General features: G+C 65.9%; 26 protein-coding genes. 13 read left to right on the plus strand and 13 right to left on the minus strand.

Features of this window, described 5'->3' with window-relative positions:
- Window positions 1-111 precede the first annotated feature (111 nt).
- Window positions 112-522, plus strand: a complete 411-nt coding sequence (locus tag C7H84_RS32605) for a plastocyanin/azurin family copper-binding protein (protein WP_121862666.1) — start codon at window positions 112-114, stop codon at window positions 520-522.
- Window positions 523-686: 164 nt separating this feature from the next.
- Window positions 687-1760 carry a TIGR03118 family protein gene (locus C7H84_RS32610; RefSeq protein ID WP_121862667.1) on the plus strand — a complete coding sequence of 358 codons (1074 nt, stop codon included), beginning with the start codon at window positions 687-689 and terminating at the stop codon, window positions 1758-1760.
- 44 nt (window positions 1761-1804) lie between these two features.
- Here C7H84_RS32610 and C7H84_RS37330 read toward each other — a convergent pair whose 3' ends face one another.
- Entirely contained in the window at window positions 1805-2101 is a 297-nt protein-coding gene (locus C7H84_RS37330; protein WP_240462160.1) for a hypothetical protein, read from the minus strand.
- On the opposite strand from C7H84_RS37330, the gene C7H84_RS32615 reads away from it, so the two are divergent.
- Window positions 2030-3079 carry a DUF3182 family protein gene (locus C7H84_RS32615; protein ID WP_240462159.1) on the plus strand — a complete coding sequence of 350 codons (1050 nt, stop codon included), beginning with the start codon at window positions 2030-2032 and terminating at the stop codon, window positions 3077-3079. The two genes, C7H84_RS37330 and C7H84_RS32615, sit on opposite strands and share 72 nt — an antisense overlap.
- Window positions 3076-3855 carry an alpha/beta fold hydrolase gene (locus C7H84_RS32620; RefSeq protein ID WP_121862669.1) on the plus strand — a complete coding sequence of 260 codons (780 nt, stop codon included), beginning with the start codon at window positions 3076-3078 and terminating at the stop codon, window positions 3853-3855. The genes C7H84_RS32615 and C7H84_RS32620 overlap by 4 nt, the downstream gene beginning before the upstream one ends.
- Window positions 3856-4005: 150 nt before the next feature.
- Here C7H84_RS32620 and C7H84_RS32625 read toward each other — a convergent pair whose 3' ends face one another.
- Window positions 4006-6084, minus strand: coding sequence for a hypothetical protein (locus C7H84_RS32625; RefSeq protein ID WP_121862670.1), 2079 nt, complete (start codon window positions 6082-6084; stop codon window positions 4006-4008).
- A gap of 236 nt (window positions 6085-6320) precedes the next feature.
- Between C7H84_RS32625 and C7H84_RS32630 the strand changes: the two genes are divergently transcribed.
- On the plus strand, window positions 6321-7439 hold the full coding sequence (locus tag C7H84_RS32630) for a helix-turn-helix transcriptional regulator (RefSeq protein ID WP_121862671.1): 1119 nt from the start codon (window positions 6321-6323) through the stop codon (window positions 7437-7439).
- A 148-nt stretch (window positions 7440-7587) separates the two neighbouring features.
- On the opposite strand, the gene C7H84_RS32635 is transcribed toward C7H84_RS32630, so the two are convergent.
- Window positions 7588-8916 (minus strand): type VI immunity family protein, encoded by a 1329-nt coding sequence (locus C7H84_RS32635; RefSeq protein ID WP_121862672.1) that lies wholly within the window; start codon window positions 8914-8916, stop codon window positions 7588-7590.
- A 362-nt stretch (window positions 8917-9278) separates the two neighbouring features.
- Here C7H84_RS32635 and C7H84_RS32640 point away from each other — a divergent pair, with 362 nt between their 5' ends.
- Both C7H84_RS32640 and C7H84_RS32645 read left to right on the plus strand, forming a co-directional pair.
- Window positions 9279-9896: a LysE family translocator gene (locus C7H84_RS32640; protein WP_121862673.1), complete on the plus strand. Its 618-nt coding sequence runs from the start codon at window positions 9279-9281 to the stop codon at window positions 9894-9896.
- A gap of 110 nt (window positions 9897-10006) precedes the next feature.
- Window positions 10007-10255 (plus strand): hypothetical protein, encoded by a 249-nt coding sequence (locus tag C7H84_RS32645; RefSeq protein ID WP_121862674.1) that lies wholly within the window; start codon window positions 10007-10009, stop codon window positions 10253-10255.
- A gap of 133 nt (window positions 10256-10388) precedes the next feature.
- Here C7H84_RS32645 and C7H84_RS32650 read toward each other — a convergent pair whose 3' ends face one another.
- From C7H84_RS32650 to pobA, 7 genes are all read right to left on the minus strand, one after another.
- A complete protein-coding gene (locus C7H84_RS32650) occupies window positions 10389-11747 on the minus strand; it encodes an MFS transporter (RefSeq protein WP_121862675.1) in 1359 nt (452 codons plus the stop codon).
- A 176-nt stretch (window positions 11748-11923) separates the two neighbouring features.
- On the minus strand, window positions 11924-12310 hold the full coding sequence (pcaC, locus tag C7H84_RS32655; protein WP_121862676.1) for a 4-carboxymuconolactone decarboxylase: 387 nt from the start codon (window positions 12308-12310) through the stop codon (window positions 11924-11926).
- A 10-nt stretch (window positions 12311-12320) separates the two neighbouring features.
- Window positions 12321-13106 (minus strand): 3-oxoadipate enol-lactonase, encoded by a 786-nt coding sequence (pcaD, locus tag C7H84_RS32660; protein ID WP_121862752.1) that lies wholly within the window; start codon window positions 13104-13106, stop codon window positions 12321-12323.
- Window positions 13107-13122: 16 nt separating this feature from the next.
- Window positions 13123-14481, minus strand: a complete 1359-nt coding sequence (locus C7H84_RS32665; RefSeq protein ID WP_121862677.1) for a 3-carboxy-cis,cis-muconate cycloisomerase — start codon at window positions 14479-14481, stop codon at window positions 13123-13125.
- A gap of 95 nt (window positions 14482-14576) precedes the next feature.
- Window positions 14577-15233 (minus strand): CoA transferase subunit B, encoded by a 657-nt coding sequence (locus tag C7H84_RS32670; RefSeq protein WP_121862678.1) that lies wholly within the window; start codon window positions 15231-15233, stop codon window positions 14577-14579.
- A gap of 19 nt (window positions 15234-15252) precedes the next feature.
- Window positions 15253-15969, minus strand: coding sequence for a 3-oxoacid CoA-transferase subunit A (locus tag C7H84_RS32675; RefSeq protein WP_121862679.1), 717 nt, complete (start codon window positions 15967-15969; stop codon window positions 15253-15255).
- A 143-nt stretch (window positions 15970-16112) separates the two neighbouring features.
- On the minus strand, window positions 16113-17345 hold the full coding sequence (gene pobA / locus C7H84_RS32680) for a 4-hydroxybenzoate 3-monooxygenase (protein ID WP_121862680.1): 1233 nt from the start codon (window positions 17343-17345) through the stop codon (window positions 16113-16115).
- A gap of 117 nt (window positions 17346-17462) precedes the next feature.
- On the opposite strand from pobA, the gene C7H84_RS32685 reads away from it, so the two are divergent.
- The 3 genes from C7H84_RS32685 (at window position 17463) to C7H84_RS32695 (ending at window position 19958) form a co-directional block, all read left to right on the plus strand.
- Window positions 17463-18389 (plus strand): LysR family transcriptional regulator, encoded by a 927-nt coding sequence (locus tag C7H84_RS32685; RefSeq protein ID WP_121862681.1) that lies wholly within the window; start codon window positions 17463-17465, stop codon window positions 18387-18389.
- A 130-nt stretch (window positions 18390-18519) separates the two neighbouring features.
- Window positions 18520-19155 (plus strand): GTP cyclohydrolase I FolE, encoded by a 636-nt coding sequence (gene folE / locus C7H84_RS32690; protein ID WP_121862682.1) that lies wholly within the window; start codon window positions 18520-18522, stop codon window positions 19153-19155.
- The gene (locus tag C7H84_RS32695; protein ID WP_121862683.1) at window positions 19155-19958 is read left to right on the plus strand and encodes an SDR family oxidoreductase; all 804 of its coding nucleotides are present in this window, start codon (window positions 19155-19157) and stop codon (window positions 19956-19958) included. The genes folE and C7H84_RS32695 overlap by 1 nt, the downstream gene beginning before the upstream one ends.
- Window positions 19959-20124: 166 nt before the next feature.
- Here C7H84_RS32695 and epsC read toward each other — a convergent pair whose 3' ends face one another.
- Window positions 20125-21045 carry a serine O-acetyltransferase EpsC gene (gene epsC / locus C7H84_RS32700; protein WP_121862684.1) on the minus strand — a complete coding sequence of 307 codons (921 nt, stop codon included), beginning with the start codon at window positions 21043-21045 and terminating at the stop codon, window positions 20125-20127.
- A 137-nt stretch (window positions 21046-21182) separates the two neighbouring features.
- Window positions 21183-21416, minus strand: coding sequence for a hypothetical protein (locus C7H84_RS32705; RefSeq protein WP_121862685.1), 234 nt, complete (start codon window positions 21414-21416; stop codon window positions 21183-21185).
- A 279-nt stretch (window positions 21417-21695) separates the two neighbouring features.
- Here C7H84_RS32705 and C7H84_RS32710 point away from each other — a divergent pair, with 279 nt between their 5' ends.
- The 3 genes from C7H84_RS32710 to fnr all read left to right on the plus strand — a co-directional run bounded on the left by C7H84_RS32710 (window position 21696) and on the right by fnr (window position 23959).
- On the plus strand, window positions 21696-22109 hold the full coding sequence (locus C7H84_RS32710) for a DUF3005 domain-containing protein (RefSeq protein ID WP_121862686.1): 414 nt from the start codon (window positions 21696-21698) through the stop codon (window positions 22107-22109).
- A gap of 453 nt (window positions 22110-22562) precedes the next feature.
- A complete protein-coding gene (locus C7H84_RS32715) occupies window positions 22563-23030 on the plus strand; it encodes a universal stress protein (RefSeq protein ID WP_121862687.1) in 468 nt (155 codons plus the stop codon).
- A 182-nt stretch (window positions 23031-23212) separates the two neighbouring features.
- The gene (gene fnr, locus C7H84_RS32720) at window positions 23213-23959 is read left to right on the plus strand and encodes a fumarate/nitrate reduction transcriptional regulator Fnr (protein WP_121862688.1); all 747 of its coding nucleotides are present in this window, start codon (window positions 23213-23215) and stop codon (window positions 23957-23959) included.
- A gap of 59 nt (window positions 23960-24018) precedes the next feature.
- Here the strand turns inward: fnr and C7H84_RS32725 are convergent, their stop codons facing one another.
- On the minus strand, window positions 24019-24912 hold the full coding sequence (locus C7H84_RS32725) for a LysR family transcriptional regulator ArgP (RefSeq protein ID WP_121862689.1): 894 nt from the start codon (window positions 24910-24912) through the stop codon (window positions 24019-24021).
- Between the last annotated feature and the right edge of the window lie 52 nt (window positions 24913-24964).

The following is a 24964-nucleotide window of genomic DNA, read 5'->3' on the forward strand; positions in this document are numbered from 1 at the left end:
ACGTCTCGCGCGCCGCAGCTAACGTTCATGCCGTCACACAGGCAGGGGCGTTTGTATGCTCGATGAATGGCGCACGGCAGACGCGATGCTTCGATGCACATGGAGGCAACCATGCAGGCCATTCACAGAATCGTCGTCGCCGCGATCGCGCTGGGGATTGCATCACATCCCGGTTGGGCGCAGCAAACAATCGACGCGACATTGCTACCGAACGCGATCCAGCTCAAGACGCACGACGTGAAGTCGGGTCGCGTCACATTTGAAGTCAAGAATGCCGCGGACGACAACATGGAGCACGAACTCGTCGTGATCAAGACGGATCTCTCTGACGATGCGCTCCCTGTCGGCAAAGGACTGGTCATGGAGCACAAGCTGAGAAAAGTCGGAGAAGTCGAAGACATCGCGCCAGGCCAGAGCAAGCGCGCGTCATTCAAGCTCTCGCCCGGCCACTACGTGCTGATTTGCAACAAGCCGGGTCACTATGAAGCCGGCATGCACGCGGCGCTTGTCGTGGCACCGTGAATCACAAGGCGGGCCTGGCCGAACCGCGAATCGACATCGATCGGAGCGAGTTCGCTCGCTTCGGTGACCATGCTCCGAAAATTGATGCTGCACGCCGAGACGGGCGGAATAAGCGCGGTTTCCGATCCGTTTACTAACGGCTCTTCCACATTCGGAGTTCCATCATGAAACAGGTCCATACGGCGTTCGGTGCGGCGTTGTCGGCTGTCGTACTGGCGAGCGTCGTGGCGTGTGGCGGTTCATCTCACGACAGACAGTACGTGGTCAGTGCGTTGGTTTCCGACGGCGCTGTTGCGGCTGCTCACGTCGATGCCAATCTGAAGAATCCATGGGGCATTGCCTTCAATCCCAAGGGCTTCGTATGGGTCGCCGATAACGGCACACAGCACGCGACGCTCTACGATGGCAACGGCGTGCCGCAATCGCTCGTCGTGACGATCCCGCCCGGCACGAGCGGCGACCCCGACCCGACCGGGATCGTGTTCAATGGCACGAATGACTTCATGGTGGCCCAGGGCACCAAATCGGGGCCTGCCGCGTTCATTTTCGTTGGCGAGGGCGGGACCATCACCGCATGGTCGCCGGCGGTCAACCCGACGTCGGCAATCACGGTGTTCGACAGCGGCGGCGCCGCCGTTTACAAGGGGCTCGCGATGGCGAGCAACAACGGGGCGAATTTCCTGTACGCGACGGACTTCCACAACAACCGGATCGACGTGTTCGACCGGACCTTCGCCAAAGTCACGCTCGCCGGCGCGTTTCAGGATCCCGCGTTACCTGCGGGATTTGCGCCATTCGGCATCCAGGCGATCGGCTCGAAACTGTTCGTCGCCTACGCGAAGCAGGATGCGGCAGCACATGATGACGTCAAGGGCGCGGGCCTGGGCGTGATCGATGTGTTCAGTCCGTCGGGACAATTCCTGCAGCGCTTCGTCACCGGCGGGCCGCTGAATGCGCCGTGGGGCATGGCACAGGCGCCCGCGAATTTCGGGCGCTTCAACAACGCGGTGCTGGTCGGCAACTTTGGCGACGGCATGATCCACGCGTTCGATGCGACTACCGGGGTGATGCTCGGGACCCTCGAGCAAGGCGACGGCAACGCAATCGTCGAGCCGGGACTGTGGGGCATCGCATTCGGGAATGGGCTGAACAACCAGCCCACGAATACGCTGTTCTTTGCGGCCGGCCCGAACGACGAAAAGGACGGCCTCTACGGCCGCATCGACGTGGAGCAGTGATCGCGATTGCCGGATGACCGCACCTGCACCCGCGGCAGCATGCGTTATCCGGCACCGTGCGCGAACGAATCTTGCTCCGTCACCGCCACGGACCGCTTCGGCGAGCGATATCGCACGCCGCATGCGCCCGTGACGAGTGCGCCCTCGGCGCGAAAGGGGGCAATTTGAAGCGACTGCGCCATCTTGCACAGATCAGGCCGGCACTCCCGGTCGTCCTCATTCATTTCCGCGACGATCGTACGGACCATGTCGGCCACGTCACCGACACGCTGCGGCAACTCGGCGCGCAAATCGCCGAACTGAAGGGCACGCGGCTTGCGGGGGAGTTTCGTCCGACGCAACGTTACCCTGCACACCGATACATGATCCCGGACGATACGCTCACACTGTCCCAAGCGCACCAGCTCGGGGTCAGATCGTTACGCGATCTGTTCGGCGGCGTCGTCCCGTTTCCGTTTGTCGCGACCAAGGTGATCGCGCATCGTCTCGTCGAGGGCGCCCACGCCAAGCCGCCAGGCTGGTCGGCCGCATTCGCCGAAAGCGCTGCGCCGCTGACCCTGCCAGGCTACTCGGCGTTTTCGCGGGAGGATGCGTGCACCGCCGCGCAGCTGCTGTTGCAGGACGGCGGCGTGCGGATCAAGCGGCCCGATGGCATCGGCGGAACGGGCCAGGCGCTCGTGGCCGATATGGCCGAAGCGGAACGAGAGCTTGCCGCGCTCGACGACGACGCATTGCGCACGGGCGGCATCGTCGTCGAGCGCAATCTCGATGCGATCGAGACGCTGAGCGTCGGGCAGGTCATGCTGGACGATCTGGTGGCGAGCTACTGGGGCGTGCAGCACCTGACCGTCAACAACCACGGTCATCACGTATATGGCGGCACCGATCTCGTCGTCGTGCGCGGCGGCTTCGACGTGCTGGCGCAGCTCGACGTGACGCCCGACGTCCGTGACGCGATCGCGAAGGCATGCGCGTTCGACGCCGCGGTGCACCGCGATTACGCGGGCTTCTTCGCATCACGGCGCAACTACGACGTCGCGTTCGGCACGGATGCACAAGGCGTGCGCCACTGCGGCGTGCTGGAGCAGTCGTGGCGGATCGGCGGCGCAACCGGTGCGGAAATCGGTGCGTTGCGCATGTTCAGGGCAGACCCGCAGGTCGACGCGGTGGCTGCGTCGACACACGAGATCTACGGCGACGACCCGGCGATACCGGCTGGCGCGCACGTCGTCTATCGCGGCGTCGATCCCCAGGCGGGCGCCATCACCAAGTACTACACGGTCGATCGCCATCCCTTGCGAAGGAGCAGCGAGACATGACAGCGCAGCATTATCGTGTGCAGATCAAGGTCGGGAACGGCTACCTGGACGGTACCGTGCTCGCGCCCAAGACCACCGTCGCCGGCGTCCTGTTCGTGCACGGCTGGGGGGGCAACCAGGAGCAGTATCTCGAGCGGGCGCGGCAGGCGGCGGCGCTCGGCTGCGTCTGTCTGACGTTCGATCTGACCGGGCATGGACGGACGCAGGAGGAGCAGCAGCGCGTGACGCGCGAAACCCATCTTCGCGATCTGATCGCTGCTTACGACACGCTCGTTGACCATCCGTTGGTCGATCGCGATGCCGTCGCCGTGGTCGGCAGCAGCTACGGCGGTTACCTCGCGACCATCCTGACGGAGCTGCGCCCCGTGCGCTGGCTCGGCCTGCGCGTACCGGCGCTCTATCTCGACGACGGCTGGGATACGCCGAAGCGGGCGCTGCACGCCGAACACGATCTCGTCGCGTATCGCAAACGCATCGTGCCGGCGTCCGAGAACCGCGCGCTGCGCGCGGCGGCCCGATTTGGCGGCGACGTCCTGATCGTCGAATCGGAGCACGACCAGATCGTGCCGCACACGGCAATCGCCAGCTATCTGCAGGCGTGCCTGTCTGCACGCTCGATGACGTACCGGATCATCGAAGGCGCCGATCACGGGCTGTCGGACGTAGCCAGCCAGCAAGCGTATTCGGCACTCGTCGAGAAGTGGCTGGCGGAGATGGTCGGGGGGCTGCGCGCGGGCGTCCGCGGTGCGGCCGAGTCTGGCCCGCCGAGTGTGTAGCGCGCTTCCGCCGGCTCGCCGAGCGTGCTTGCCGGCCCGGCCAGCACACCGCTCACGAGCCTCGGCATATCGACATGCGAACGAGCCGACGGGACGGTGAATCGTCCCGTCGGCCATGCGAACGCCCGGCGCAATTCGCCCGGCTGCGTGTTAGCGGTCGTACTCGAAGGACTCGGTGAAGAGCGTGTCGACCGGATCGGACCAGCTCAGGTTCACGAACGAGAAGTCCGCGCTGCCCGTCCAGCCGGCCACCGACGGGAATGCGACGCCCTGATCGCCCGGCACGTTGAGCGTCACCGAGGCGCCCGGCCGAACCGGCGACGCCGATGCCGAACCGTTGACGAACGTCGCCACTGTCTGCCCGGCCGCGGTGGCGCGAATCTGCACGTTGCCGCGCTTGACGAACGGCAGCCCCGGTTTCGACGTCCAGCCCAACGCGAAGGTCGCGCCGCCCGCGAACGTGCCGGCCGTGCCCGGCGTCAGCTCATCGCGCGTGGATTGCGCCAGATCGTGCCACGCGTACTGGCGCAGTGCGTCGGGCGACGGCGATGGCGTACGCAGCCGCACCGTATAGTGCCGGGCCGGCGTCGACGTGTTGCCGTTCTGGTAGACGTCGATCGTATAGGCACTGAACGGCTTGATGTCGGCCAGCTCGGCGGCGCTCAGCTGCGGCTTCGCCCAAGCGGTATTGTTGCGCGGCGCGTCGCCGGGCCACGTGAAGAGGCCCTGATTGGCCGGGTCCTGCGCGACGCCGGCCAGTCGGTAGTTGTTGCGGCACTGTGCATTCTTCGGCAGGGCGGCGAGTTGCGCCGGCGTCTGGCTTGCGATCTGCGCACGGACATTCAGCGTGTCGCAGGTACCGCTCGACGGCTGGAGGAACACGCCGTTGCGCAAGCCGGGGCCGTTGACGATCGCGAAGTCCACCGCGGTGCCGGCCGCGTCGACGGTGCCCACCTGCAGGTTCAGCGAATCGACGAACGCGTTGGTCCCCGTCGACGGATTGGCCGGATTCAGCCAGTCCCACTTCTGCGCGTTCGCATTGACCTTCGTCAGTACCGCTCGCTGATTGCCCACCACGCGCCAGCCGGTATCGCCGTTTGCGAGGCTCCCCGCCCGCACCGCAAGCTGCACATGCTGCTGCATGCCGTCGCGAATGCCGTCGCTGCGCGTCCACGCGAGCTTGACCCACATCGTGTCGCTGGCGACGACACGAATGACCTCAGGCAAGCTGAAGCTGGCGTTGTTCATCGCATCGTCGGCCACGATGCCCGGCGTGCCGCCGACCGGCGCCCCGAACTCCTGGTCGACCGACATCCCGTTGTTGAGGTACGCGGCAGGTACGCCTGCATTCAGCGCGCCGGACGCAACGTCGTCGACGAAGATCTGGCCGCACGCCGATACGCTGCCGCCCGTGCGCGCAGCCCCGGTCGAACCCGCGAAACACCGGTTGAGCGCGCTCTGCAAGGCCGCCAGGTCGCTGGCGCTAGGCAGGTTCGATACCACCGCGCCATTGATGGTCGCCGCGGCCGGCAGGCTGGCCTTGTCGCCCGCCTGCGGCGCGACGCCGGGCGCGAGCTGAAGCTGCACCGGCGTATCGCTGGACGCGCCCGCCACCGAGCTGATCTGGACGCCGCCGTCCGGCAGGACGTTGATCTTCACTTGATCGAGCAAACGGTCGAGACCCGGTGCACCCGCGGTCAACGGGCCGGAAATCAGGTCGACGCCCGTATTGCCGGTTGCGGCCAGCAGGTCGGCCAGCACCGACGAATAGGCTTGCATCGTGCCGGCGACGGCCTGGGCCGTGACCTTGCTTTGCAGCAAGCCGGTGTCGGCCAGCAGCTTGGTGGGATTGTCGCCGACGATCGTGGCGGCAATCGCGTTCGTGATCGGCGTGATGTTGATCGTCTGCGTGCCGGCGGTCGCGCTGAGTGCGATCAGCGTGACCTGCGAATCGGCGACGTTGCCGTATGCGGATAACGCGAAAGGCGCGGTCAGGCCGGTTACCGTGCAATGAAACGCGCCCGTTGCCGCGTCGGCCGGGCAGTCGACCGCCGTGCCCGTCGCATCGACCAGTTTCACGGTAGCGGCCTGCATCGCAGCGCCGGCGGCCGCGACCCCGCTGACCGTCTGCGCGGCGGGTCCCGCCGGCGGCGAAGAGGAACTGCCGCCCCCTCCGCAAGCTGCCAGGAACAGCACTGCAATACCGGATACGACAGGCGTGAGTTTCATTGCGTTTCCCCCGAGACCCTTCTGGTTGATGCGTGTCATCTACACCGCTCATGCACGCTGAATGACCGGGATTCTCGCAAAGTCGATTTTTACGATCATCATTCAGGTGAATGAAAATCGGGAAATAACACGGCATGAAACGCAAACAAGCTGTGTTAGCCTGACAAAAATTCGGTATTCGAAGCAATATCGTCAGACAAAAACACATACGAAGATCGCGAAGCGACGGGGACAGCATGCAACGAGACCAACTCATCGGGGACCTCTACGAAGCCGCGCTGCATCCGGACGGCTTTCTCGAAGTCTTTCATCGGGTATCCGAATCGCTCGGCGCAAACGTGTTTCACATGTTCAGTTGGGACGCCGCACGCAATGCGCCGAAATTCTCGATTTACTCGCCGCGCGTTGAATTCGACGAGATCATCGCGTTGTACGACCAGTATTACGGCGCGCTCGATCCGCGCCGCGGCTTCGTCGAGAATGCACCGCTCGGCGAATTCGTTTGTTGTCAGGATCACCTGACCGAGCGCGACGTCGAACGCAGCGAGTTCTTCCAGGACTATCAGATTCCGTCGGGTTTTCGCTACCTGATGGGGATCCGGTTCGCGCGTCCCGGCAGCGACAACATTCTGCTCGGGTTACTGCGAGCGCATGGCCGAACACCGTATTCGCCGGAGGAACGTGCGGCTCTGACCGGTATGGCCGGGCATCTGCAGCGCTCGATCAACCTGTGGCAAGACGCGAAAGTGCTGCATCGCGACGCCCTGCTCGGCACCGAACTGATGGAGGAGCTGGGGCTGTCCGTCTTTGCACTGGACAGGCATGCGCGCGTGCGGTTCGTCAACCAGGCGGCGGAGTCGATGCTGCGCGCCACGACCTGCCTCAAGCTCGAGAACGGTTACCTGAGCGCGACGAGTGCGCCGCAAAACGACGCGCTCAAGGCGGCGGTGGCGCGCGTCGTGAAGACCCGAAAGAGTGAGAGCCTTGCCCTTTCCGGCACGCTGGCCGCGGCGCAGGAGATTTTTCTCAGCATCGCGGTCTTGTCCGGACAAGCGCTCCATGCCGCTTTCGGCGATGCGACGATATTGATCACGGCCCGGCGACGCAGTGCTGCTCCGCTGGTCGTCGCACAACAGCTGCGGCAGGCGTTCGGCCTGTCGAGCGCGGAAGCCGCGGTCGCGGAAGCGTTGATCAGCGGCAAGACGCCCGACGAATGTGCAGCCATCGCGGGCGTTTCGCTTGCGACGGTTCGCACCCAGTTGCGTGCGATCTATGAAAAGACACACTCGCGGAATCAGGCCGAAGCGGTTGGACGCATGCTGTGGGTGCTGCCGCAGTGCGAGCGCAAGGGTTGATGCTGCGAAGCTGCGGGCGGTAGCTCGGACCCCTGTGGAAAAGACCGCTGTGAGCTCGAACACGATACTGCCGCCGCGTCGGCCGCCGACGGCAAGACGCGGTTGTTCTGCCGGCGCTCTCGCGGCCAAAGTCCGAGGCCTCGGATTGCTACGATTGGTTCGATGACCAATTCCAGTGCGTCTTGCCCCACGCGCTGCCCTCGATGACCGGCATGATCTCGCCAACTTCGAAGTATCGCCGGCTTCCCGCTCTTGCAGGCGTTTGCCACCACCCCGCCACCGGGCAAGGGCTCCCTCCTGGCACGCTCGGATGGGCGGAACTATTGCTCAACGATTGCGGCACGATCGTCGGTGGATCGGGAATCGGCTGGGCACCCGGCAAGTCGAAGCGAGCGACCCACTCGCGCGCATTTTTTGTATCGGCGCTCGGCAAGTCCGGGATGTACGTGTGCAGCGCATCCGCCTTCGGATTGCGCAGTGCGCGCAGCACGCGGTTCACGAACACGTACGGCTCCGGCAGCCCCTCTTCCGGCGCACCGAGGCGCGGAAACTCCCCGGCGCGAATCAGCACACTTGCATTGATGCGCTCGATACGGATGTCGGGACGTTCCAACTGCCGCCGTAATTCGGCTTCTCCGCCCAGTCGCTCGACGAACAACTCGCCCAGGATCGTGTACCAGTTCACGCTTTTGATGAAGCCCCAGCGAGCAACCTTGGCGCCAGGATGCAAATCCGGGTAGAGCGCGGTCATTGCCTCCGTCGATTCACCTTCGTAAGAGACCGGGTCGTACTCGCGAGTCTGGAGATGGGCGGTACTATCGATCTCCAGGCCGCTGAAGCGTTCTGCCAATGCCCATTCCTGCGGCATATAGCGGTGATAGCTGTACGGAAGGACCGGCGCGAGTCCGCCATAACCGGCACGCACGGTCAGCTTCTCGCAGACGTAACGCAAGTAGCCTTCATATTGAGCCAAGCCGTCGATCGTCGTCACGAGGTCCATCGGAACGTTGAACTTCAGGTACGACAATCCAGATTCCTGCCCCTTCGGCGCCATCCATCCACGCGGCGAGACATAGTCCTCAGGGTTGGCGATCCCGGTAAGTGTTTTGATGCCGTACGCTGCAGCCGTATCCTGATCCGCTGCGCTCGACCGAACGACCTGGAGCTGCAGGTATGACGGCGTGTCGAGAATGGCGCGGCGAAGTTTGCCGACTGCCGCCGCGTTGTGCTTCCCGAATTTCCCCTCCCCAAGCTGCCCACCCTTGAGATGCGCACCGAACAAAGCGTCGAAGCGGTCGAAGCACTCGAGAATCGCCTGCCGCACTTCCGGTTGCGAGCCGAGCTCGAAGAACACCGTGCCGATTACGCCGGGCAGCACGCCCACCCGGTTATCGTCCAATCGAAGATGCAGATCCTCGAAATATCGTGTCAGCGCTTCCAATGGCTTCAACACCGGTTTCGCTTCCTGTTCCGCCATCTGTTTCTAGCCTGTTGAAAATTCCCAGACAAACTCGCGCTAGCCGCGCAGTACGCGGCGACGCCATCCATTTCGGCTTACGCCCCTGCTTCCGCTGCTGTGATGCCAAGGACCTGCTGAATCCATAGGGTAACGGGCTGAGCGATGAGTTTCTTCAACCTGCGCCGCAGAGATGTCACGTCTTATTTAAATCCGACCCAGTGAAACTGGAGCATTGGTATTCACAAGCATCGAAACTCCCAAGCCTCGATTCAACCAGCATCCCGTACCGGCAACCATCCCCCAAACTGTATCGGTACTGTACATAAACCCGTCGCTACACTGACTCCATCCCAGTCCCGAACCCGAATGGAGAATCTCCGATGGACTTCCTCACCCTCAGCGCGTTGCCTGCCGGCATGCTGTTCGCGCTCGTCACGTCGATCACGCCCGGCCCGAACAACACGATGCTGCTCGCGTCCGGCGTGAATTTCGGCTTCCGCCGCACGATGCCGCACCTGTTCGGCATCAGCATCGGCGTCGCGATCCTGATGCTGTGCGTCGGCTTCGGCCTCGGCGAGGCGTTCCGCCGCGTGCCGCTGCTGTACACGATCCTCGAAATCGCAAGCGTCGCCTACCTGCTGTATCTCGCCTGGCGGATCGGCACGTCTGGCGAAGTGAAGGCGCAAGGTGCCAAGCCGCGGCCGATGACGTTCATCGAAGCCGCCGCGTTCCAGTGGGTCAATCCGAAGGCGTGGATGATGGTGCTGACCGCGGCGACGACGGTCCAGCTGTCCGCCGACTACGGCATGAACGCTGCGTGGATGTCCGTCGTATTCATCCTGATCGGCTTCCCGTGCATCTGCCTGTGGGCGGCGTTCGGCCAGGGCCTGCGCCGCTTCCTGTCGAACCGCCGCGCGCTGCGCATCTTCAACGTGACGATGGCCGTGCTGCTGATCCTGTCGCTGTATCCACTGGTCGCGCATCTGCTGCCGCAGTGAGCGCTCACAAGCGCACCCGTTGAGCTTCAGGTCGTGCAGGCGTACCCTTTTCGTACGGGCGCGTGCAACCGCTTCGGCGCTTGCACCGCTGCTCTGCACGGAGACCGCTGATGAAGCCAATGCTGAAAACCGGCGAGCACATCGAAGGCATGCACTGGATCGCCGAGTATCACCCGCTCACGCACGACATCCGCGTACTGCGGGAGAACGTCGAAGTGGGCACGTACTGCGCACCGCCCACGCTGTTCGGCGACGAGGAAGAGCTCGGCGCCGCGAACCACGACGATCACCGCAGCCAGGAGGCTGCGCTGCGCGCGTATCTGCGCAATTTCGTCAAGGAACACGACGCGGAGGAATAGCGGCGCGACGGCCGCAGTGGCAACGGGCCGCCGAAGCGGCCCGCTCTATCGTTGCGTGTCGGCCGCCTCGCGATCCGCGGCGGCAACCGCAACTGACGCTGGGCCGGCGCATCGCCCCGGCCCTTTTTACCGCTCAGTGCCCGAGCGACTCGATCTTGCCAGCCGGCTGCACGACGCCGTGCGGCCGCGCCTTCTGCTTGATCAGCAACGCGCCGCACGCGACCAGGCCCGCAACGGCAATCGTCGCGAACACGCCCGCGAACGAGAAGTGCCGGCGCGTCAGTTCGGCGACGAGGAACGACCCGGCAATCCCGCCGAAACGGCCCACGCCCAGCATCCACGCGACGCCCGTGCCGCGCCCTTCGGTCGGATAAAACGCGGCGGCAAGCGCCGGCATCGACGATTGCGCGGTGTTCATCAGCACGCCGGCGATGAACACGACGAGCACGAGCAACCCGACATTCCCGGCCGCCTGCCCGATCGCATACACGCTGATCGCGGTCAGCGCATAGCACACGGCGATCACGCGGTTCGCGTTGAAGCGGTCCATCAGCACGCCGCACAGCACCGCGCCGACGCCGCCGAGCGGGAACAGCGCCGAGATCAGCGTCGCGCTCTTCGGCGTGAGACCGGCGTCCTTCAACAGGATGGGCATCCAGTTGATCGACGCGTAGAAGATCACGAGGCCCATGAAGTACGCGAGCCACAGCATCACGGAACCGACGATGTACGAGCGCGACAGCACGACGCCGAGCCCCTTGCTGCCGGTCTGCGGCGCGGCTTCGGTCATCGCGAACGAGCCTGCGTTCAGCGCATCGCGCGAAATCCGGGCGAGCGTCGCGCGGATCCGGTCGACGTTCTGGCCGTGCGCGACCATGAAGCGTACCGATTCCGGCATCTTCAGCAGCAACAGCACGCCGAGCAGCAGCGGCGTCACGCCGCCGAGTATCAGCACGCTGCGCCAGCCGAAATGCGGAATCATCCACGCGGCGAGAAAACCGCCGAACGCGGCACCGAGCGGGAAGCCGCAGAACATCAGGTTGATGACGGTCGCGCGGCGCTTGTCCGGGCAGAATTCGCCCATCATCGTGACCGCGTTCGGCATCGCGGCACCCAGGCCGACGCCGGTGACGAAACGCAGTATCGTCAGCTGCCCGATGGTGTTCGAGAAAGCGGACGCGAAACACGCGACGCCGAACAGGAACACCGAGCCGAGCAGCAGCGAACGGCGCCCGAGGCGGTCGGACAACGGGCCCGACACGAGCGCGCCACATGCGAGGCCGAACAGCGCGGCGCTGAGCACGGGAGCGAGATCGGGCTTGGTGAGGTTCCATTCGCCGAGCAGCGACGGCGCGATGAAGCCGATCGCGGCCGTATCGAAGCCGTCGAGCAGCACGATCACGAAACACATCAGAAACACGAGCCACTGAAAGCCGCCGAACGGCTGCTCGTTGATGAAGGTCTGGACATCGACCACGGGTGTGCGATTCATCGCAAGTCTCCTATGTAAGCAACGCGGCCTCGTGGCCGCGCCTTTCCTTTGTTCGCGCGCCGATTCGCCGCCGGCGCGTCATGCGTCTCGACACCTGCCGGCAGCGGCAGGCGTCGCGATCGGGTCACGTCCGGCGTGCGCCGGCCGTGTTAATCAGCCCCACCGAGGCACCCCACTTAGGCGGCCTCATCCTGTTCCTTGAAGATCTTGTCCGCGAGGTGGAACGCGGAATTCGCGGCCGGCACGCCGCAGTAGATCGCGGTCTGCAGCAGCACTTCCTTGATCTCGTCGCGCGTCACGCCGTTGTTGCGCGCGGCGCGCAGGTGCAGCGCGAGTTCCTCGCCGCGGTTCAGCGCGACCATCATCGCGATGGTCAGCAGGCTGCGCGTATGGCGCGGCAGGCCGTCGCGCGTCCAGATTTCGCCCCACGCATAGCGCGTGATCAGGTTCTGGAATTCGTCGGTCACTTCGGTGCGGTTCTCGATCGAGCGATCGACGTGCGCGTCGCCGAGCACCGCGCGACGCACCTTCATCCCTGCTTCATAACGTTGCTGGTCGTCCATCGTCGATGCCTCACGCGGTCAGGAAGTCGAGCAGCGCACGGTTGAAACCGTCGGTGCACTCGATGTTCGAAATATGCGCGGCGTCGAATTCGACGTGACGCGCGCCGGGAATCGCGGCAGCCAGCGCACGGCCCTGGTCGGGCGGCGTCGACATGTCCTTCGCGCCGGTCACGACGAGCACCGGCAGCGCGATGCCCTTCACTTCGTCGCGCAGGTCGGCCGCGTTCAGCGCGTCGCAGTTCGCCGCGTAGCCGTCCTTGTCGGTGTGCACGAAGGTGTCGCGGATCACATCGAACAGGCGCGGCTCGCGTTCGACGAACGTATCGGTGAACCAGCGCGGCAGCACGGCGTCGGCGAGCGCGGCCATCCCCTCGGTGCGCGCCTTCTGCGCCCGCGGCACCCATACCTCCGGCGAACCGATCTTGGCCGACGTGTTCGACAGCACGGCGCGCACGATGCGCGACGGGAATCGCGCGGCGAGCGCGGCGCCGGTCAGCCCGCCCATCGAGATTCCGCAGAAGTGCGCGCGCTCGATGCCGACGTGGTCGAGCAGGCCGATCACGTCACCGGCGAGCTGGTCGACCGTGTACGAGCCGGCCGGCGCTTCGGAGTGGCCGTGGCCGCGCGTGTCGTAGCGCAGGATGTTGAAGTGCTGCGTGAGCGGGCGGATCTGCGGCGCCCACATCTGCAGGTCGGCGCCGAGGGAGTTCGAGAAAACGAGCCACGGCGCGTCGTCGCGCGCGGCACGGTCGATCCGGTAATGCAGTTTCACGCCGTTGACAGTGGCGAAAGGCATCTCAAGGTTCTCCTGGTTATTGCGCGCCCGCGTGCAGCGCGAGCACGGCGTCGACATAGGCCTGCGCCTCGCCGACGTAATGTGCGGGATCGAGCAGCCGCGCGAGCGCGTCGCGCGACAGGTGGGCGGACACGGTCGCATCGGCGGCGAGCACGTCGAACAGCGTTGCGCCGGTGCGCACGGCTTCCTTCGACGCATGCTCGACGACATGATGTGCATCGAGCCGGCCGATCCGGTCGCCGAGCGCGAGCATCACGGCTTCGCCGAGGATCAGCCCGTGCGTCAGGTCGAGGTTCGCGGCGAGGCGTTCGGTGTTCACGTCGAGGCCCGCGACGATCTGCGCGATCTGCGCGAGCGCACCGCCGGTCAGGCGTGCGAGATCGGGCAGCGCGTCCCATTCGGCCTGCCAGCCGCCGAGCGCGCGCTCGTGCTCCTGCACCATCCCCGCGAACACGGTCGCGACGAGGTTCGGCGCGCGCACCGCGGCGGTCAGCACGGCCGCGCAGCCGACCGGGTTGCGCTTGTGCGGCATCGTCGACGAGCCACCCTTGCCGGCGGCGGCCGGTTCGCCGAGCTCGCCGACTTCGGTCTGCATCTGCAGCGACACGTCACGCGCGATCTTGCCGAGCGTGCCGATCAGCATTCCGAAGCACGACGCGGCTTCCGCGATGCGATCGCGCTGCGTATGCCACGGCACGGCCGGCAACGCGAGCTGCAGGTCGGCCGCGAGCGCGGCGCTCACGCCGGCCGCATGCTCGCGCAGGCTCGCCAGCGTGCCGGCGGCGCCGCCGAACTGCAGCACCAGCGCACGCGCACGCAGCTCGGCGAAGCGCGCGCGATGACGCAGCAGCGCATCGAGCCATTGCGCAAACTTGAGGCCGAGCGTGATCGGCAGCGCCTGCTGCAGCCACGTGCGGCCGATCATCGGCGTCGCGCGATGCGTGCGCGCGAGCGTCGCGAGGGACGCGCACGCTTCGTCGAGCAGCGGCTCGAGCACGTCGAGCGTGTCGCGCAGCTGCAGCACGGTTGCTGTATCGATGATGTCCTGGCTCGTCGCGCCCCAGTGCACGAACTTCGCGGCCTCCGGGTCGTCGGCCTTTACTTGCGCGGTGAGCTGCTTGACGAGCGGAATCGCGAGATTGCCGCCGAGCGCCGCGCCGTGCGCGAGCGCGTCGGCGTCGAGCCGATCGGCGCGGCATGCGCGTTCGATCGGTTCGACCGCGGTGGCGGGAATCACCTGCTGCGCGGCGAGCGCACGCGCGAGCGCGGCCTCGACGTCGAGCATCCGCTGGATCGTCGCGCGGGGCGACCAGATCCGGTTGAGCGGCTCGGTGCCGCAGATGAGGGTGGTCAGGCGGGCGCTGTCTTCGAGCATGGCATCAGAATGGGAAACGGCGTGCGCCTATTGTCTACCCAAGCGTGCCGGCGTGCAGTCGATCTGTCGATCGCACCCGCCGGCATGCTTACCGTTCAGGCCGCGGCCTTGCGCGTCGCGTCGATCAGCGGCACGCCGGTCAGCTTCTGCAGCTCGTCGAACGACAGGTCGGTGAAGATCTCGCTCACCGCGAGGCCGTCGGACGTCACGTCGAGCACCGCGAGATCGGTATAGATGCGGCTCACGCACTGCACGCCGGTGACCGGATACGAGCACGCCGCGACGATCTTGCTCTCGCCCTGCTTCGTCAGGTGCTCCATCATCACGAATACCTGCTTCGCGCCGATCGCCAGATCCATCGCGCCGCCGACGGCCGGAATCGCATCGGGCGCACCCGTATGCCAGTTCGCGAGGTCGCCGTTCGCCGACACCTGGAACGCGCCGAGCACGCAGTAGTCGAGGTGGCCGCCGCGCATCATCGCGAACGAATCCGAGTGATGGAAATACGCGCCGCCGGTGAGCAGCGTCACGTGCTGCTTGCCGGCATTGATCAGTTCGTCGTCTTCCTGGCCGGGCGCGGGCGCCGGGCCCATGCCGAGCAAGCCGTTCTCGCTGTGCAGGAAGATCTCCTTGCTCGGGTCGAGGTGGTTCGCCACCAGCGTCGGCACGCCGATGCCGAGGTTCACGTACGCGCCTTCGGGGATGTCCTGGGCGACGCGCTTGGCCATTTCATCGCGGGTCAGTCGTTTCATTTCGGTTTCCTCAGGACAGTCAGGCGGCTTGCGACGCGGCACGTTCGGCGGCCAGCTCGACCGCATGCGCGGCCTGCGGCACTTCGACGACGCGCTGCACGAAAATGCCCGGCGTCACGATGTGTTCCGGGTTCAGCGCGCCGAGCGGCACGACTTCCGACACCTGCACGATCGCGACCTTCGCGGCGCTGGCCATGATCGGCCCGAAGTTGCGCGCGGTCTTGCGATAGACCAGGTTGCCCCAGCGGTCGCCCTTGTATGCCTTCACCAGCGCGAAATCGGCATGGATCGGCGTCTCGAACACATACGACTTGCCGTCGATCACGCGCGTTTCCTTGCCTTCCGCGAGCTTCGTGCCGAAGCCGGTCGGCGTGAAGAAGCCGCCGATGCCGGCGCCCGCTGCGCGAATCCGCTCCGCGAGGTTGCCCTGCGGCACGAGTTCCAGCTCGATTTCGCCCGCGCGATACAGCGCGTCGAACACCTGCGAGTCGCTCTGGCGCGGGAACGAACAGATGATCTTGCTCACCCGCTTCGCCTTGAGCAGCGCCGCGAGGCCGGTCTCGCCGTTACCCGCGTTGTTGTTGACGATCGTCAGGCCGCGCGCGCCCTGCTCGATCAGCGCGTCGATCAGTTCGGACGGCATGCCTGCCGTGCCGAAGCCGCCGATCATGATGGTCGCGCCGTCGTGGACGTCCGCGACCGCCGATTGAAGCGATTCGAAAATCTTGTTGACCATGTCTCTTCCTGATACGAACCCGCGGCACGATGCGCGGCCTGTCGAGGGGACACGCGCGTGTCGCGTGCCGCGCCGGAGGCCTTCGTCGACCTTCGGCTTTGTTCGCTATTCGAACCTAGATTCGATTAGCGAACGATGGCCGATCATAGAGTCGTGCACAGCGCGTTGTCAAGGCGGGATGCCTCGGGGGTCGTCTGGTCGTCGAACGGCAGGCCGACGTAGTTTTCGGCCAGCGACTGCGCGGCGGCTCGCGAGCGCGTCACATATTTCAATTCGGCAAACTTCAGGCGATTGACGAACGGCGAATCCTCCGGCGACGAATGCAGCATGTTCGTCATGAAGTAAGAGAAATGCTCGGCGCGCCACACGCGTTCGAGGCAGGTCGCCGAATAGCGCTCGAGCGGCGTCGCATCGCCGTTGCGGTAACGGGCGCCGAGCGCGCGGGACAGCGCGCGGACGTCGGCCACCGCGAGGTTCATCCCCTTCGCGCCGGTGGGCGGCACGATGTGCGCAGCGTCGCCGGCCAGGAACAGGCGGCCGTGCTGCATCGTCTCCGACACGAAGCTGCGCATCGGCGTCACGCTCTTCTGCGTGATGCGGCCCTCGGTCGGCGTCCAGCCGGTGTCGTTCGAGAAGCGAGTGTGCAGCTCGTCCCAGATTCGCGCGTCGGACCATTCGGCGAGATTTTCGTCGGGCTTGCACTGCAGATAGAGGCGCGTGACCGTCGGCGAGCGCATCGAGAACAGCGCGAAGCCATTGTCGTGATGCGCATAGACGAGCTCGTCGAGCGACGGCGCCGCATCGGCGAGGATGCCGAGCCAGGCGAACGGATAGACGCGCTCGAACGTGTTCAGCCGCTCGGCCGGAATCGTCTGGCGCGCAATCCCGTGAAAGCCGTCGCAGCCGGCGATGTAGTCGCAGTCGATGCGGTCCGCGCGGCCGTCCGCGTGCTTGAACGTGACGAACGGGCGCTCGCTTTCGACATCGTGCAGCGCGACGTCGCTGACTTCGAAGTGCATCTGATGGCCATGCGCGTCGCCGGCCGCGATCAGGTCGCGCACGACTTCGTGCTGGCTGTAGACGGTGATCGCGCGCCCGCCCGTGAGGCCGCTCAGATCGATGCGATGGCGCTGGCCGGAGAACAGCAGCTCGATCCCGTGATGCTCGAGCCCTTCGCGGCGCATCCGCTCGCCGAGGCCGGCTTCGTTCAGCGTGTCGACGGTGCCCTGTTCCAGCACGCCGGCGCGGATGCGGTTCTCGCAGTATTCGCGCGAACGCGCCTCGACGAGGATGGCATCGACGCCTTGCAGGCGCAGCAGATGGGAAAGCAAAAGGCCGGCCGGGCCGGCGCCGATGATGGCGACCTGGGTGCGCATTGTTCGTCTCCTGAACATTAATTCGAATCGTCGAACACATTTGAGCGCTTTCCCGACTATGCGGCAATGCGATTCAGGAGATATGTTGTATACGTTTCCAAGATACTGCCCCCCGCGATGGACCCGCTCGATCTGAACCTGATTCCCTACCTCGTCGCGCTCGACGACACGCGCAACGTCAGCCGCGCCGGCGACCTGCTCGGCGTGAGCCAGCCGCGCGTGAGCACGGCGCTCGGCCGCCTGCGCGACTATTTCGGCGACCCGCTGTTCGTGCGCACGTCGCGCGGGATGGAGCCGACGCCGCGCGCGCTCGCGCTGCTGCCGGCCGCACGCGACGCGCTCGCGCAGATCGAGCGCGGCCTCGTCGCGCCGCACGACTTCGATCCGGCGGCGAGCACGCATACGTTCGCGATTGCACTGTCGGACGTCGGCGAGATCGTGTTCCTGCCGAAGCTGCTGCAGGCGTTCGCGACGCTGGCGCCGCATGCGAACCTGCGCTCGGTCTCGCTCGCGCACGACGAAGTCGGCCGCGGGCTCGAAGCCGGCTCGATCGATCTCGCGGTCGGCTACTTCCCCGATCTCGACGGCAACAACTTCTTTCAGCAGCGACTGTTCACGCACCGGTTCGTCTGCCTGATGCGGCGCGGCCATCCGCTCGAACAGGCGCGTCCGTTCACGGCCGAGCAGTTCCTGTCGTGCGGACACGCGGTGGTGCGCGCCGAGGGGCGCAGCCAGGAGGTGCTCGAGAAATACCTCGCGAAACAGCGCATGCAGCGCCGCGCGGTGCTGGAGACGCCGCACTTCATGAGCCTGCCGTTCATCCTGAGCCGCACCGACCTGATCGCGACGGTGCCGCATGCAATCGGCTATGCGTATGCGGCCGAGCACGCGTTCATCGTGCCGGTCGAGCCGCCGTTGCCGCTGCCGCGCTTCGACCTGAAGCAGCACTGGCATCGCAAGTTCCACAACGATCCGCGCACCGCGTGGCTGCGCGGCGTCGTCGCGTCGCTGTTCAACGACGAACAGGACGAATGGCCGAAGTGACGAAAGCAGAGCGGCGGGCGGCAGGTGGGCGGCAGAGGCGCGGCAGGCCGCACGCACGAGCCGCGAAAGCATGAAACAATGCCCGGATATCCGCGCCGCCGCTGGCGGCCGCATTCGATGGAGCCACTAGATGGGTAAGGATAAGAAAACCGCACCGCCCGAGCCGGCCGCCTCCCGGCCGAGCCGGGAAGAAGCCGAGGATGCCGTTCGCGTGCTGCTGCGCTGGGCCGGCGACGATCCCGCCCGCGAAGGGCTGCTGGACACGCCCGCACGCGTCGTGCGGGCCTATGAAGAGTTCTTCGCCGGCTATGCGCTGGAGCCGCGCGACATCCTCGCGCGCACGTTCAGCGAGGTCGACGGCTACGACGAGATGATCGTGCTGAAGGACATCCGCTTCGAGAGCTACTGTGAACACCACATGGTGCCGATCATCGGCCGCGCGCACGTCGCGTATCTGCCGAACCATCGCGTCGTCGGCATCTCGAAGCTCGCGCGCCTCGTCGACGCGTTCGCGAAGCGCCTGCAGATCCAGGAAAAGATGACCGTGCAGATCGCGGACACGCTGTTCGACGTGCTCCAGCCGAAGGGCGTCGGCGTGATCCTCGAAGCCGCGCACCAGTGCATTTCGACGCGCGGCATACACAAGCCGGGCGTCGAAATGGTCACGTCGCGCATGCTCGGCACGTTCCGCACCGATCCGTCGACGCGGCGCGAATTCCTGTCGATCGTCGCGAATCCTTCTTCAGTCAACCTGACGAATACGTAATGCAGTCCACGAAGCAAACGGCAAACGCGCCGGTCGTACTCGTGACCGGCGCCGCGCGCCGGGCCGGGCGCGCGTTCGCCGAGTATTTCGCCGCGCACGGGTATCGCACCGCGATCCACTACGATCGCTCGGCCGACGCCGCGCACGCGGCAGCCCGCACGATCGCCGAACGCGGGCACGATTCGGTCGCACTGCAGGCCGACCTGTCGGATGCCGCGCAAATCACCGCGCTGATCGACCAGGTGTATGCGCGCTTCGGCCGCCTCGACGTGCTGGTCAACAACGCGTCGGTGTTCTGGCAGGACCACTTCCCGAGCTTCGACCTCGCGGCGTTCGACCAGGCGTGGGCCGTCAACTGCCGCGCGCCGATCCTGCTCACCCGCGCGTTCTACGAACGGGCGCGCGCGGCCGGCACGCAAGGCGTCGTCGTCAACGTCGTCGATCAGAAGATCAAGGAAAACTTCCATCGCGACCATTTCAGCTACACGGTGGCGAAGGCCGCGCTCGGCAATCTCACGCAGATGCTGGCGCTGTCGTCGTCGCCGGTGCTGCGCGTGAATGCGGTGTTCCCCGGCTTGATGCTGCCGAGCGACGACCAGACGCAGGCCGACTTCGAACACGCGAGCCGTGCATCGACGCCGCTCGCGCGCATCGCCGGCCCCGACGACGTCGCGGGCGCGATCCTGCTGCTGACGGGCAGCGCTTACAACGGCGTGGATTTCGTCGTCGATGCAGGGCAGAACCTGATTCGTGTCGACCAGGACGTGCTGTACAAGCATCGCTCGCCGGGCGGCAAGCACTGACGGGTTGGGATGTGCCGAAGTGGTGCGCCGCCTGGGTGCGTCGGGGTGCGGGTATCGGGCGGCACTGCGTCCGACGCAATGTCGCCCTATCGCTGCGCGACAACCGCCCCGCCGCCACCTTCGATCGAATAACGCGAACGACGCCCCGCGCCGTTCGTGCACCACGTTACGGCTTCTCGGCGCTGCCGCCTTCGCGGACCTTGCCCTGTGCGACGCTCGTGCCGGGCGGCACGCTGTGCGTGAGCCACACGTTGCCGCCGATCACCGACCCGCGCCCGATCGTCACACGGCCGAGAATCGTCGCGCCCGCGTAGATCACCACGTCGTCCTCGACGATCGGATGCCGTGCGTTGCCCTTGACCAGCGCGCCTTCGCCATCGGCCGGGAAACTCTTCGCGCCGAGCGTCACGGCCTGGTACACGCGCACGCGCTCCCCGATGATCGCCGTTTCGCCGATCACGACACCGGTGCCGTGGTCGATGAAGAAGCTCGGGCCGATCTGCGCGCCCGGGTGGATGTCGATGCCGGTGGCCGAATGCGCGATTTCATTGATGAATCGTGCGAGCAGCGGCACGCCGAGCTGGTGCAACGCGTGCGCGAGCCGATGGTGCATCATCGCGAACACGCCGGGATAGCACAGCAGGATCTCGGTGATGTGCTGCGCGGCCGGATCGCCCGCATACGCAGCCTGGATGTCGCTTACCAGCAGCGCGCGGATCGCCGGCAGCTGCCGGCCGAACTCTCGGGCGATCTCGAACGCGCGTTCGTCGAGCTCGGCGAACGGCGTATCGATGTGCTCGGGCAGGAACGGCAGCGCGCGGCGAATCTGTTCGGACAGGATCCGCAGCGTGCTTTCGAGCGTGTGGCCGACGTAGTAGTCGACGCTTTCGTCGGTGAGGTCCGGCGCGCCGTAGTGCGTCGGAAACATCGACGCGCGCAAGCCGGTAACGATCTTGCAGATCGCATCGCGCGACGGCAGCTCGCGGATGCCGCGCGGATGGCGCGTGCGATGGAGTTCCTCGCGCGACTCGCGCAAGCCGGCAACGATTTCTTCGAGGCCCCACTGACGGGCGGGTGATGTCGACATAAGGCAATGCAGGCAGCCGCGCTCGAACGCACGGCCGCGAATAAAGTGACGGGTTCGACAAGATTACCGCGTTTTCGTCCGGCGGCGGCACGCCGGGGGATCGGCCTGACGGCCGATGCTCCTGCCGCGAGACGGCATCAGATCGTGATGCTGCTCGCGTCGATCCAGCGCACGGCCCAGTCGCGCGCGTGCGCGATCGCGTCGCCTTCGTCGTTGAACTGGAGCTCGGTCGGAAAAAAACGGTTCGCGACGAGTTCCCCGTCGCTCGATCGGGAGATCACGACGTAGGGCTTGAACGATCCGTCAGTGGCGCGCGCGGGCGCGCAGTTCAACAGATAACCGCGGTGCGTGAAGGCAGTAGTCGCTTGCATGAATCCGCCACCTCTAGTCCCTTGTTTGTTGTTCACTACCCGTCTTCAAGGGAGCTGCGGGCCCCCGGTGCGGGCAGAGGCGGCGAGACTGCATCCCCTGTCGCCGCTTCGCAGGAAAAGAATCATACTCTGTAGAAAACGGGTGTTCTAGCTGAAATAAATCATGACAAATCAGCGCGCGTCGTACGACCACGGCGATCGCCGCGCGCGCCATTTTCCCGTCGTGCCCGGAACGGGACTTGCTTGGATCCGGAGCGCTTCGCCGTCAGGAGAGCCGTGATGGAAACGTCAGCTCACGCGCACGCCGCGCATCCGCGGAGTGTCGAACTCGACAACGACGACACGCACGACAGCACCGTCGACACCGACGGCAAGCAGCGCGAGGCCGCGCGTCTCGCGAGCGGCCGCGCGTTCTCGCCCGACCAGATCACGCGCAGCAACGCGTCGCTCGTCAACGCAGTGCCCGAAGCCAGCGACGGCTTCGCCGGCTTCGACAGCCGGCCGGGCGGCAATCATCCGGCGTTCGCGCTGCGGGCCGGTTACATGGTGATCGAGAAAGGGTTCGACGCGCCGTCACCGCAACGGGCCGACGCACTGTTCGGCCCGGTTCACCGGATGTACGGCAGCGCGTACGGGCCCGGCCACGGACGCCGGCCGGAACGGGTGATCGAGATTACCGCGGTGCCGCGGTAGCGCGTGGCGCTTGAATCGATCGTTCGCTCGGCGGATCGAGGCGGCGCCGAAAGCCGGTGCCGGCGGATCGGCGCGCGCGCTTGCGCGCCGGTTGATCGTTCGGTGCGCAGGCGCGCGATCGCCGGTATCGGCGCGGGTATCGATATCAGCCGCGGGGCCGGTGCGGCACGTGAGGCCTCGCGATGTCGATGCATCGACGTTGATCGAAGTCACGTGGTCGCGACGCGGATGCGGTTCAATGGCGCGAGCCCGCCGCACCGTTCGCGCACCTTTCACGCGGCGTTGCATGCACGCGCGCATGGCTCGCGATCGGCGCGCGCCGCTGCATTGGCAAAAGCGCTGCAATGGCACGTCGCTGCAAAGTCCGTGCCGTTGGTTTACCCTGCCTCGCAGCAGCATGGGGCCATCTGGCCGTTCGGCCGACTTCCGCTCAACACGCCACACGGAGACACTATGTACAAGCGCATTCTGGTTGCCATCGATGGCAGCGACACGTCGCGCCACGCGTTCGATGCCGCGCTCGCGCTCGCGAAGGAGCACGGTGCCGAACTGCAGCCGCTCTACGTCGTCGAGAACGCCGCGATCTACTACAACGTGCCGGGCTACGATCCGTCCGTGCTGCGCGACCAGCTCGTCGAGCATGGCAAGGCGCTCGCGGCGGATTTCGCCAAGCTGATGCAGGCGGCCGGCGTGAAGGGACAGACGCTGATGAACGAAGCGTCGTCGCTCAACGACGTGTCGACACTGATCCTCGATGGTGCGAAGGCATTCGGCGCCGATCTGCTGGTGCTCGGCACGCATGGCCGTCGCGGGTTCCGTCGTCTCGTGCTCGGCAGCATCGCCGAACAATGCGTGCGCCATGCGACGCTGCCCGTGCTGCTGATCCCGGCCGCTGCGCATACGGACGATCAGGAAGGCTGACAGGCGTCGGCGACGCAGCGCGGCGCATCGGATCGCGGCACGCAGGCGCACGGCATGCGTGCAGTCGCATGCTGCGACGACGCCCTGCGGCATGCGCGCGCGGTCGCGACGTTTTGTCACCCGACAGCAGCAACTTGCGGTGGGACAATGATTTCGTCGATTCAACGCCGGAGTAAACGATCATGCTGACGCCCGTCGCCACACGCCCCGCCGCCCCGTCCCATGCAGGCAACTGGGCTCCCCGTCAGGCCCCGCACTGCTCGTCGTGTGCGATGCGGCACCTGTGCATGCCGCAGGGTCTCGCACCCGAAGCGCTCAGCCGCCTCGAATCGGTCATCTGCGCGGCACGCCCGGTCAAGCGCGGCGAAGCGCTGTTCCGCGAAGGCGACGCGTTCGACAACCTGTACGCGGTGCGCTCGGGTTCGCTGAAAACCGTCGCCACGCGCCACGATGGCCGCGAACAAGTCACCGGCCTGCACCTCGCGGGCGAAGCGCTCGGCCTCGACGGCATCTGCGACGATACCCACCCGCGCACCGCGGTCGCGCTGGAAGATAGCTCGGTATGCGTGATTCCGTACAGCGCGCTCAAGTCGCTGTGCTCGGAAGCCGGCACGATGCAGCTGCGCATGCACAAGCTGATGAGCGAGCAGATCGTGCGCGAAACGTCGCAAACCATGCTGCTCGGTTCGCTGAACGCCGAAGAGCGCGTCGCCGCGTTCCTGCTCGACGTGTCGTCGCGCTATCTGAAGCGCGGTTACTCGCCGTCGGAATTCAACCTGCGGATGACACGCGAAGACATCGGCAGCTACCTCGGCATGACGCTCGAAACGGTCAGCCGCACGCTGTCGAAGTTCCAGAAGCGCGGCCTGATCGAAATGCACGGTCGCCTCGTGCAGATCGTCGACTTCGACGGCCTGCATCACGTGTGATCCCGCGCGGCGCGTGACCTGCGCGCCGCAGCCCGCATCTTCCGCCTCTTTCGCCCCGATCAGTCGAGAAACAGCGCGGCGCGCGCCTTGAGCGCCGCGCTGAAATCGTCGAGCCAGCCGATCGACAGGCGCCAGCTCTGCCAGTAAAGGTCGATGTCGACGGTCCGCCCGCGCGACATGTCGACCAGTTCGCCCGCCGCCAGCTGGCGATCGACCATCCGGTCCGGACACATTCCCCATCCTAGCCCCGTTTCGCATGCACGCAGGTAACCCGCCACGTGCGGAATCCAGTGTTGCGGCGGATCGAGATCCGCGCGCGTCACGCGCCGGATAAAGCGCGCCTGCAAGCCGTCCTTCGGGTTGAACATCACGCACGGCGCGCGTCGCAGCGCGTCGCGCGTGATGCCCGCCGCAAAATAGCGATCATGAAACGCCGGCGAACACACCGCGCGATAGCGGATGCGCCCGAGCCGGGTCGAGCGGCATCCCTGGATCGGCTCGGCCTGCGCGGTCACCGCGCCCTGCACGCTGCCGTCGCGAATGCGCGCGGCCGTGTAGTCCTGGTCGTCGATCACGAGGTCGAGCAAGGTTTCGCGCTCGGTGCAGAATGGCCCGACCGCGTCGATGAACCAGGTCGCAACGCTGTCGTCGTTGACGGCCACGCGCAACGTCGGCCACGCGCTCGCGATCTGGCCCGGCAACGCCGGCATCCGGCCGCCCAGCTCCGCCTCGAGCAATTGCACACGCTCCGTATGGCGGCACAGCAGCGCGCCCGACGTCGTCGCGACGCAAGGTTGTCCGCGCTTCACGAGCACGCTGCCGACGCGCTCCTCCAGCAGCTTCACGCGCTGCGATACCGCCGACGGCGTCACGTTCAGCTCCTTGGCCGCCCGTTCGAACGAACCGTGCCGGATCACCGCAGCGAGGGCGTCGAGCAACGCGTAGTCGAGCATTAGATTTCCTTAATCCGCATTAGGTGAATTAGCTTCTCTTATGTTCCGGCTG

The sequence above is a fragment of the Burkholderia sp. Nafp2/4-1b genome (genome assembly GCF_003635165.1).
Lineage (GTDB): Bacteria > Pseudomonadota > Gammaproteobacteria > Burkholderiales > Burkholderiaceae > Burkholderia.

Bases quoted from the DNA above. Each gene is read 5' to 3' on its own strand.
- C7H84_RS32605 (WP_121862666.1), top strand. From the start codon at position 112: ATGCAGGCCATTCACAGAATCGTCGTCGCCGCGATCGCGCTGGGGATT.
- C7H84_RS32610 (WP_121862667.1), top strand. From the start codon at position 687: ATGAAACAGGTCCATACGGCGTTCGGTGCGGCGTTGTCGGCTGTCGTA.
- C7H84_RS32620 (WP_121862669.1), top strand. From the start codon at position 3,076: ATGACAGCGCAGCATTATCGTGTGCAGATCAAGGTCGGGAACGGCTAC.
- C7H84_RS32625 (WP_121862670.1), bottom strand. From the start codon at position 6,084: ATGAAACTCACGCCTGTCGTATCCGGTATTGCAGTGCTGTTCCTGGCA.
- C7H84_RS32630 (WP_121862671.1), top strand. From the start codon at position 6,321: ATGCAACGAGACCAACTCATCGGGGACCTCTACGAAGCCGCGCTGCAT.
- C7H84_RS32635 (WP_121862672.1), bottom strand. From the start codon at position 8,916: ATGGCGGAACAGGAAGCGAAACCGGTGTTGAAGCCATTGGAAGCGCTG.
- C7H84_RS32640 (WP_121862673.1), top strand. From the start codon at position 9,279: ATGGACTTCCTCACCCTCAGCGCGTTGCCTGCCGGCATGCTGTTCGCG.
- C7H84_RS32645 (WP_121862674.1), top strand. From the start codon at position 10,007: ATGAAGCCAATGCTGAAAACCGGCGAGCACATCGAAGGCATGCACTGG.
- C7H84_RS32650 (WP_121862675.1), bottom strand. From the start codon at position 11,747: ATGAATCGCACACCCGTGGTCGATGTCCAGACCTTCATCAACGAGCAG.
- pcaC (WP_121862676.1), bottom strand. From the start codon at position 12,310: ATGGACGACCAGCAACGTTATGAAGCAGGGATGAAGGTGCGTCGCGCG.
- pcaD (WP_121862752.1), bottom strand. From the start codon at position 13,106: ATGCCTTTCGCCACTGTCAACGGCGTGAAACTGCATTACCGGATCGAC.
- C7H84_RS32665 (WP_121862677.1), bottom strand. From the start codon at position 14,481: ATGCTCGAAGACAGCGCCCGCCTGACCACCCTCATCTGCGGCACCGAG.
- C7H84_RS32670 (WP_121862678.1), bottom strand. From the start codon at position 15,233: ATGAAACGACTGACCCGCGATGAAATGGCCAAGCGCGTCGCCCAGGAC.
- C7H84_RS32675 (WP_121862679.1), bottom strand. From the start codon at position 15,969: ATGGTCAACAAGATTTTCGAATCGCTTCAATCGGCGGTCGCGGACGTC.
- pobA (WP_121862680.1), bottom strand. From the start codon at position 17,345: ATGCGCACCCAGGTCGCCATCATCGGCGCCGGCCCGGCCGGCCTTTTG.
- C7H84_RS32685 (WP_121862681.1), top strand. From the start codon at position 17,463: ATGGACCCGCTCGATCTGAACCTGATTCCCTACCTCGTCGCGCTCGAC.
- folE (WP_121862682.1), top strand. From the start codon at position 18,520: ATGGGTAAGGATAAGAAAACCGCACCGCCCGAGCCGGCCGCCTCCCGG.
- C7H84_RS32695 (WP_121862683.1), top strand. From the start codon at position 19,155: ATGCAGTCCACGAAGCAAACGGCAAACGCGCCGGTCGTACTCGTGACC.
- epsC (WP_121862684.1), bottom strand. From the start codon at position 21,045: ATGTCGACATCACCCGCCCGTCAGTGGGGCCTCGAAGAAATCGTTGCC.
- C7H84_RS32705 (WP_121862685.1), bottom strand. From the start codon at position 21,416: ATGCAAGCGACTACTGCCTTCACGCACCGCGGTTATCTGTTGAACTGC.
- C7H84_RS32710 (WP_121862686.1), top strand. From the start codon at position 21,696: ATGGAAACGTCAGCTCACGCGCACGCCGCGCATCCGCGGAGTGTCGAA.
- C7H84_RS32715 (WP_121862687.1), top strand. From the start codon at position 22,563: ATGTACAAGCGCATTCTGGTTGCCATCGATGGCAGCGACACGTCGCGC.
- fnr (WP_121862688.1), top strand. From the start codon at position 23,213: ATGCTGACGCCCGTCGCCACACGCCCCGCCGCCCCGTCCCATGCAGGC.
- C7H84_RS32725 (WP_121862689.1), bottom strand. From the start codon at position 24,912: ATGCTCGACTACGCGTTGCTCGACGCCCTCGCTGCGGTGATCCGGCAC.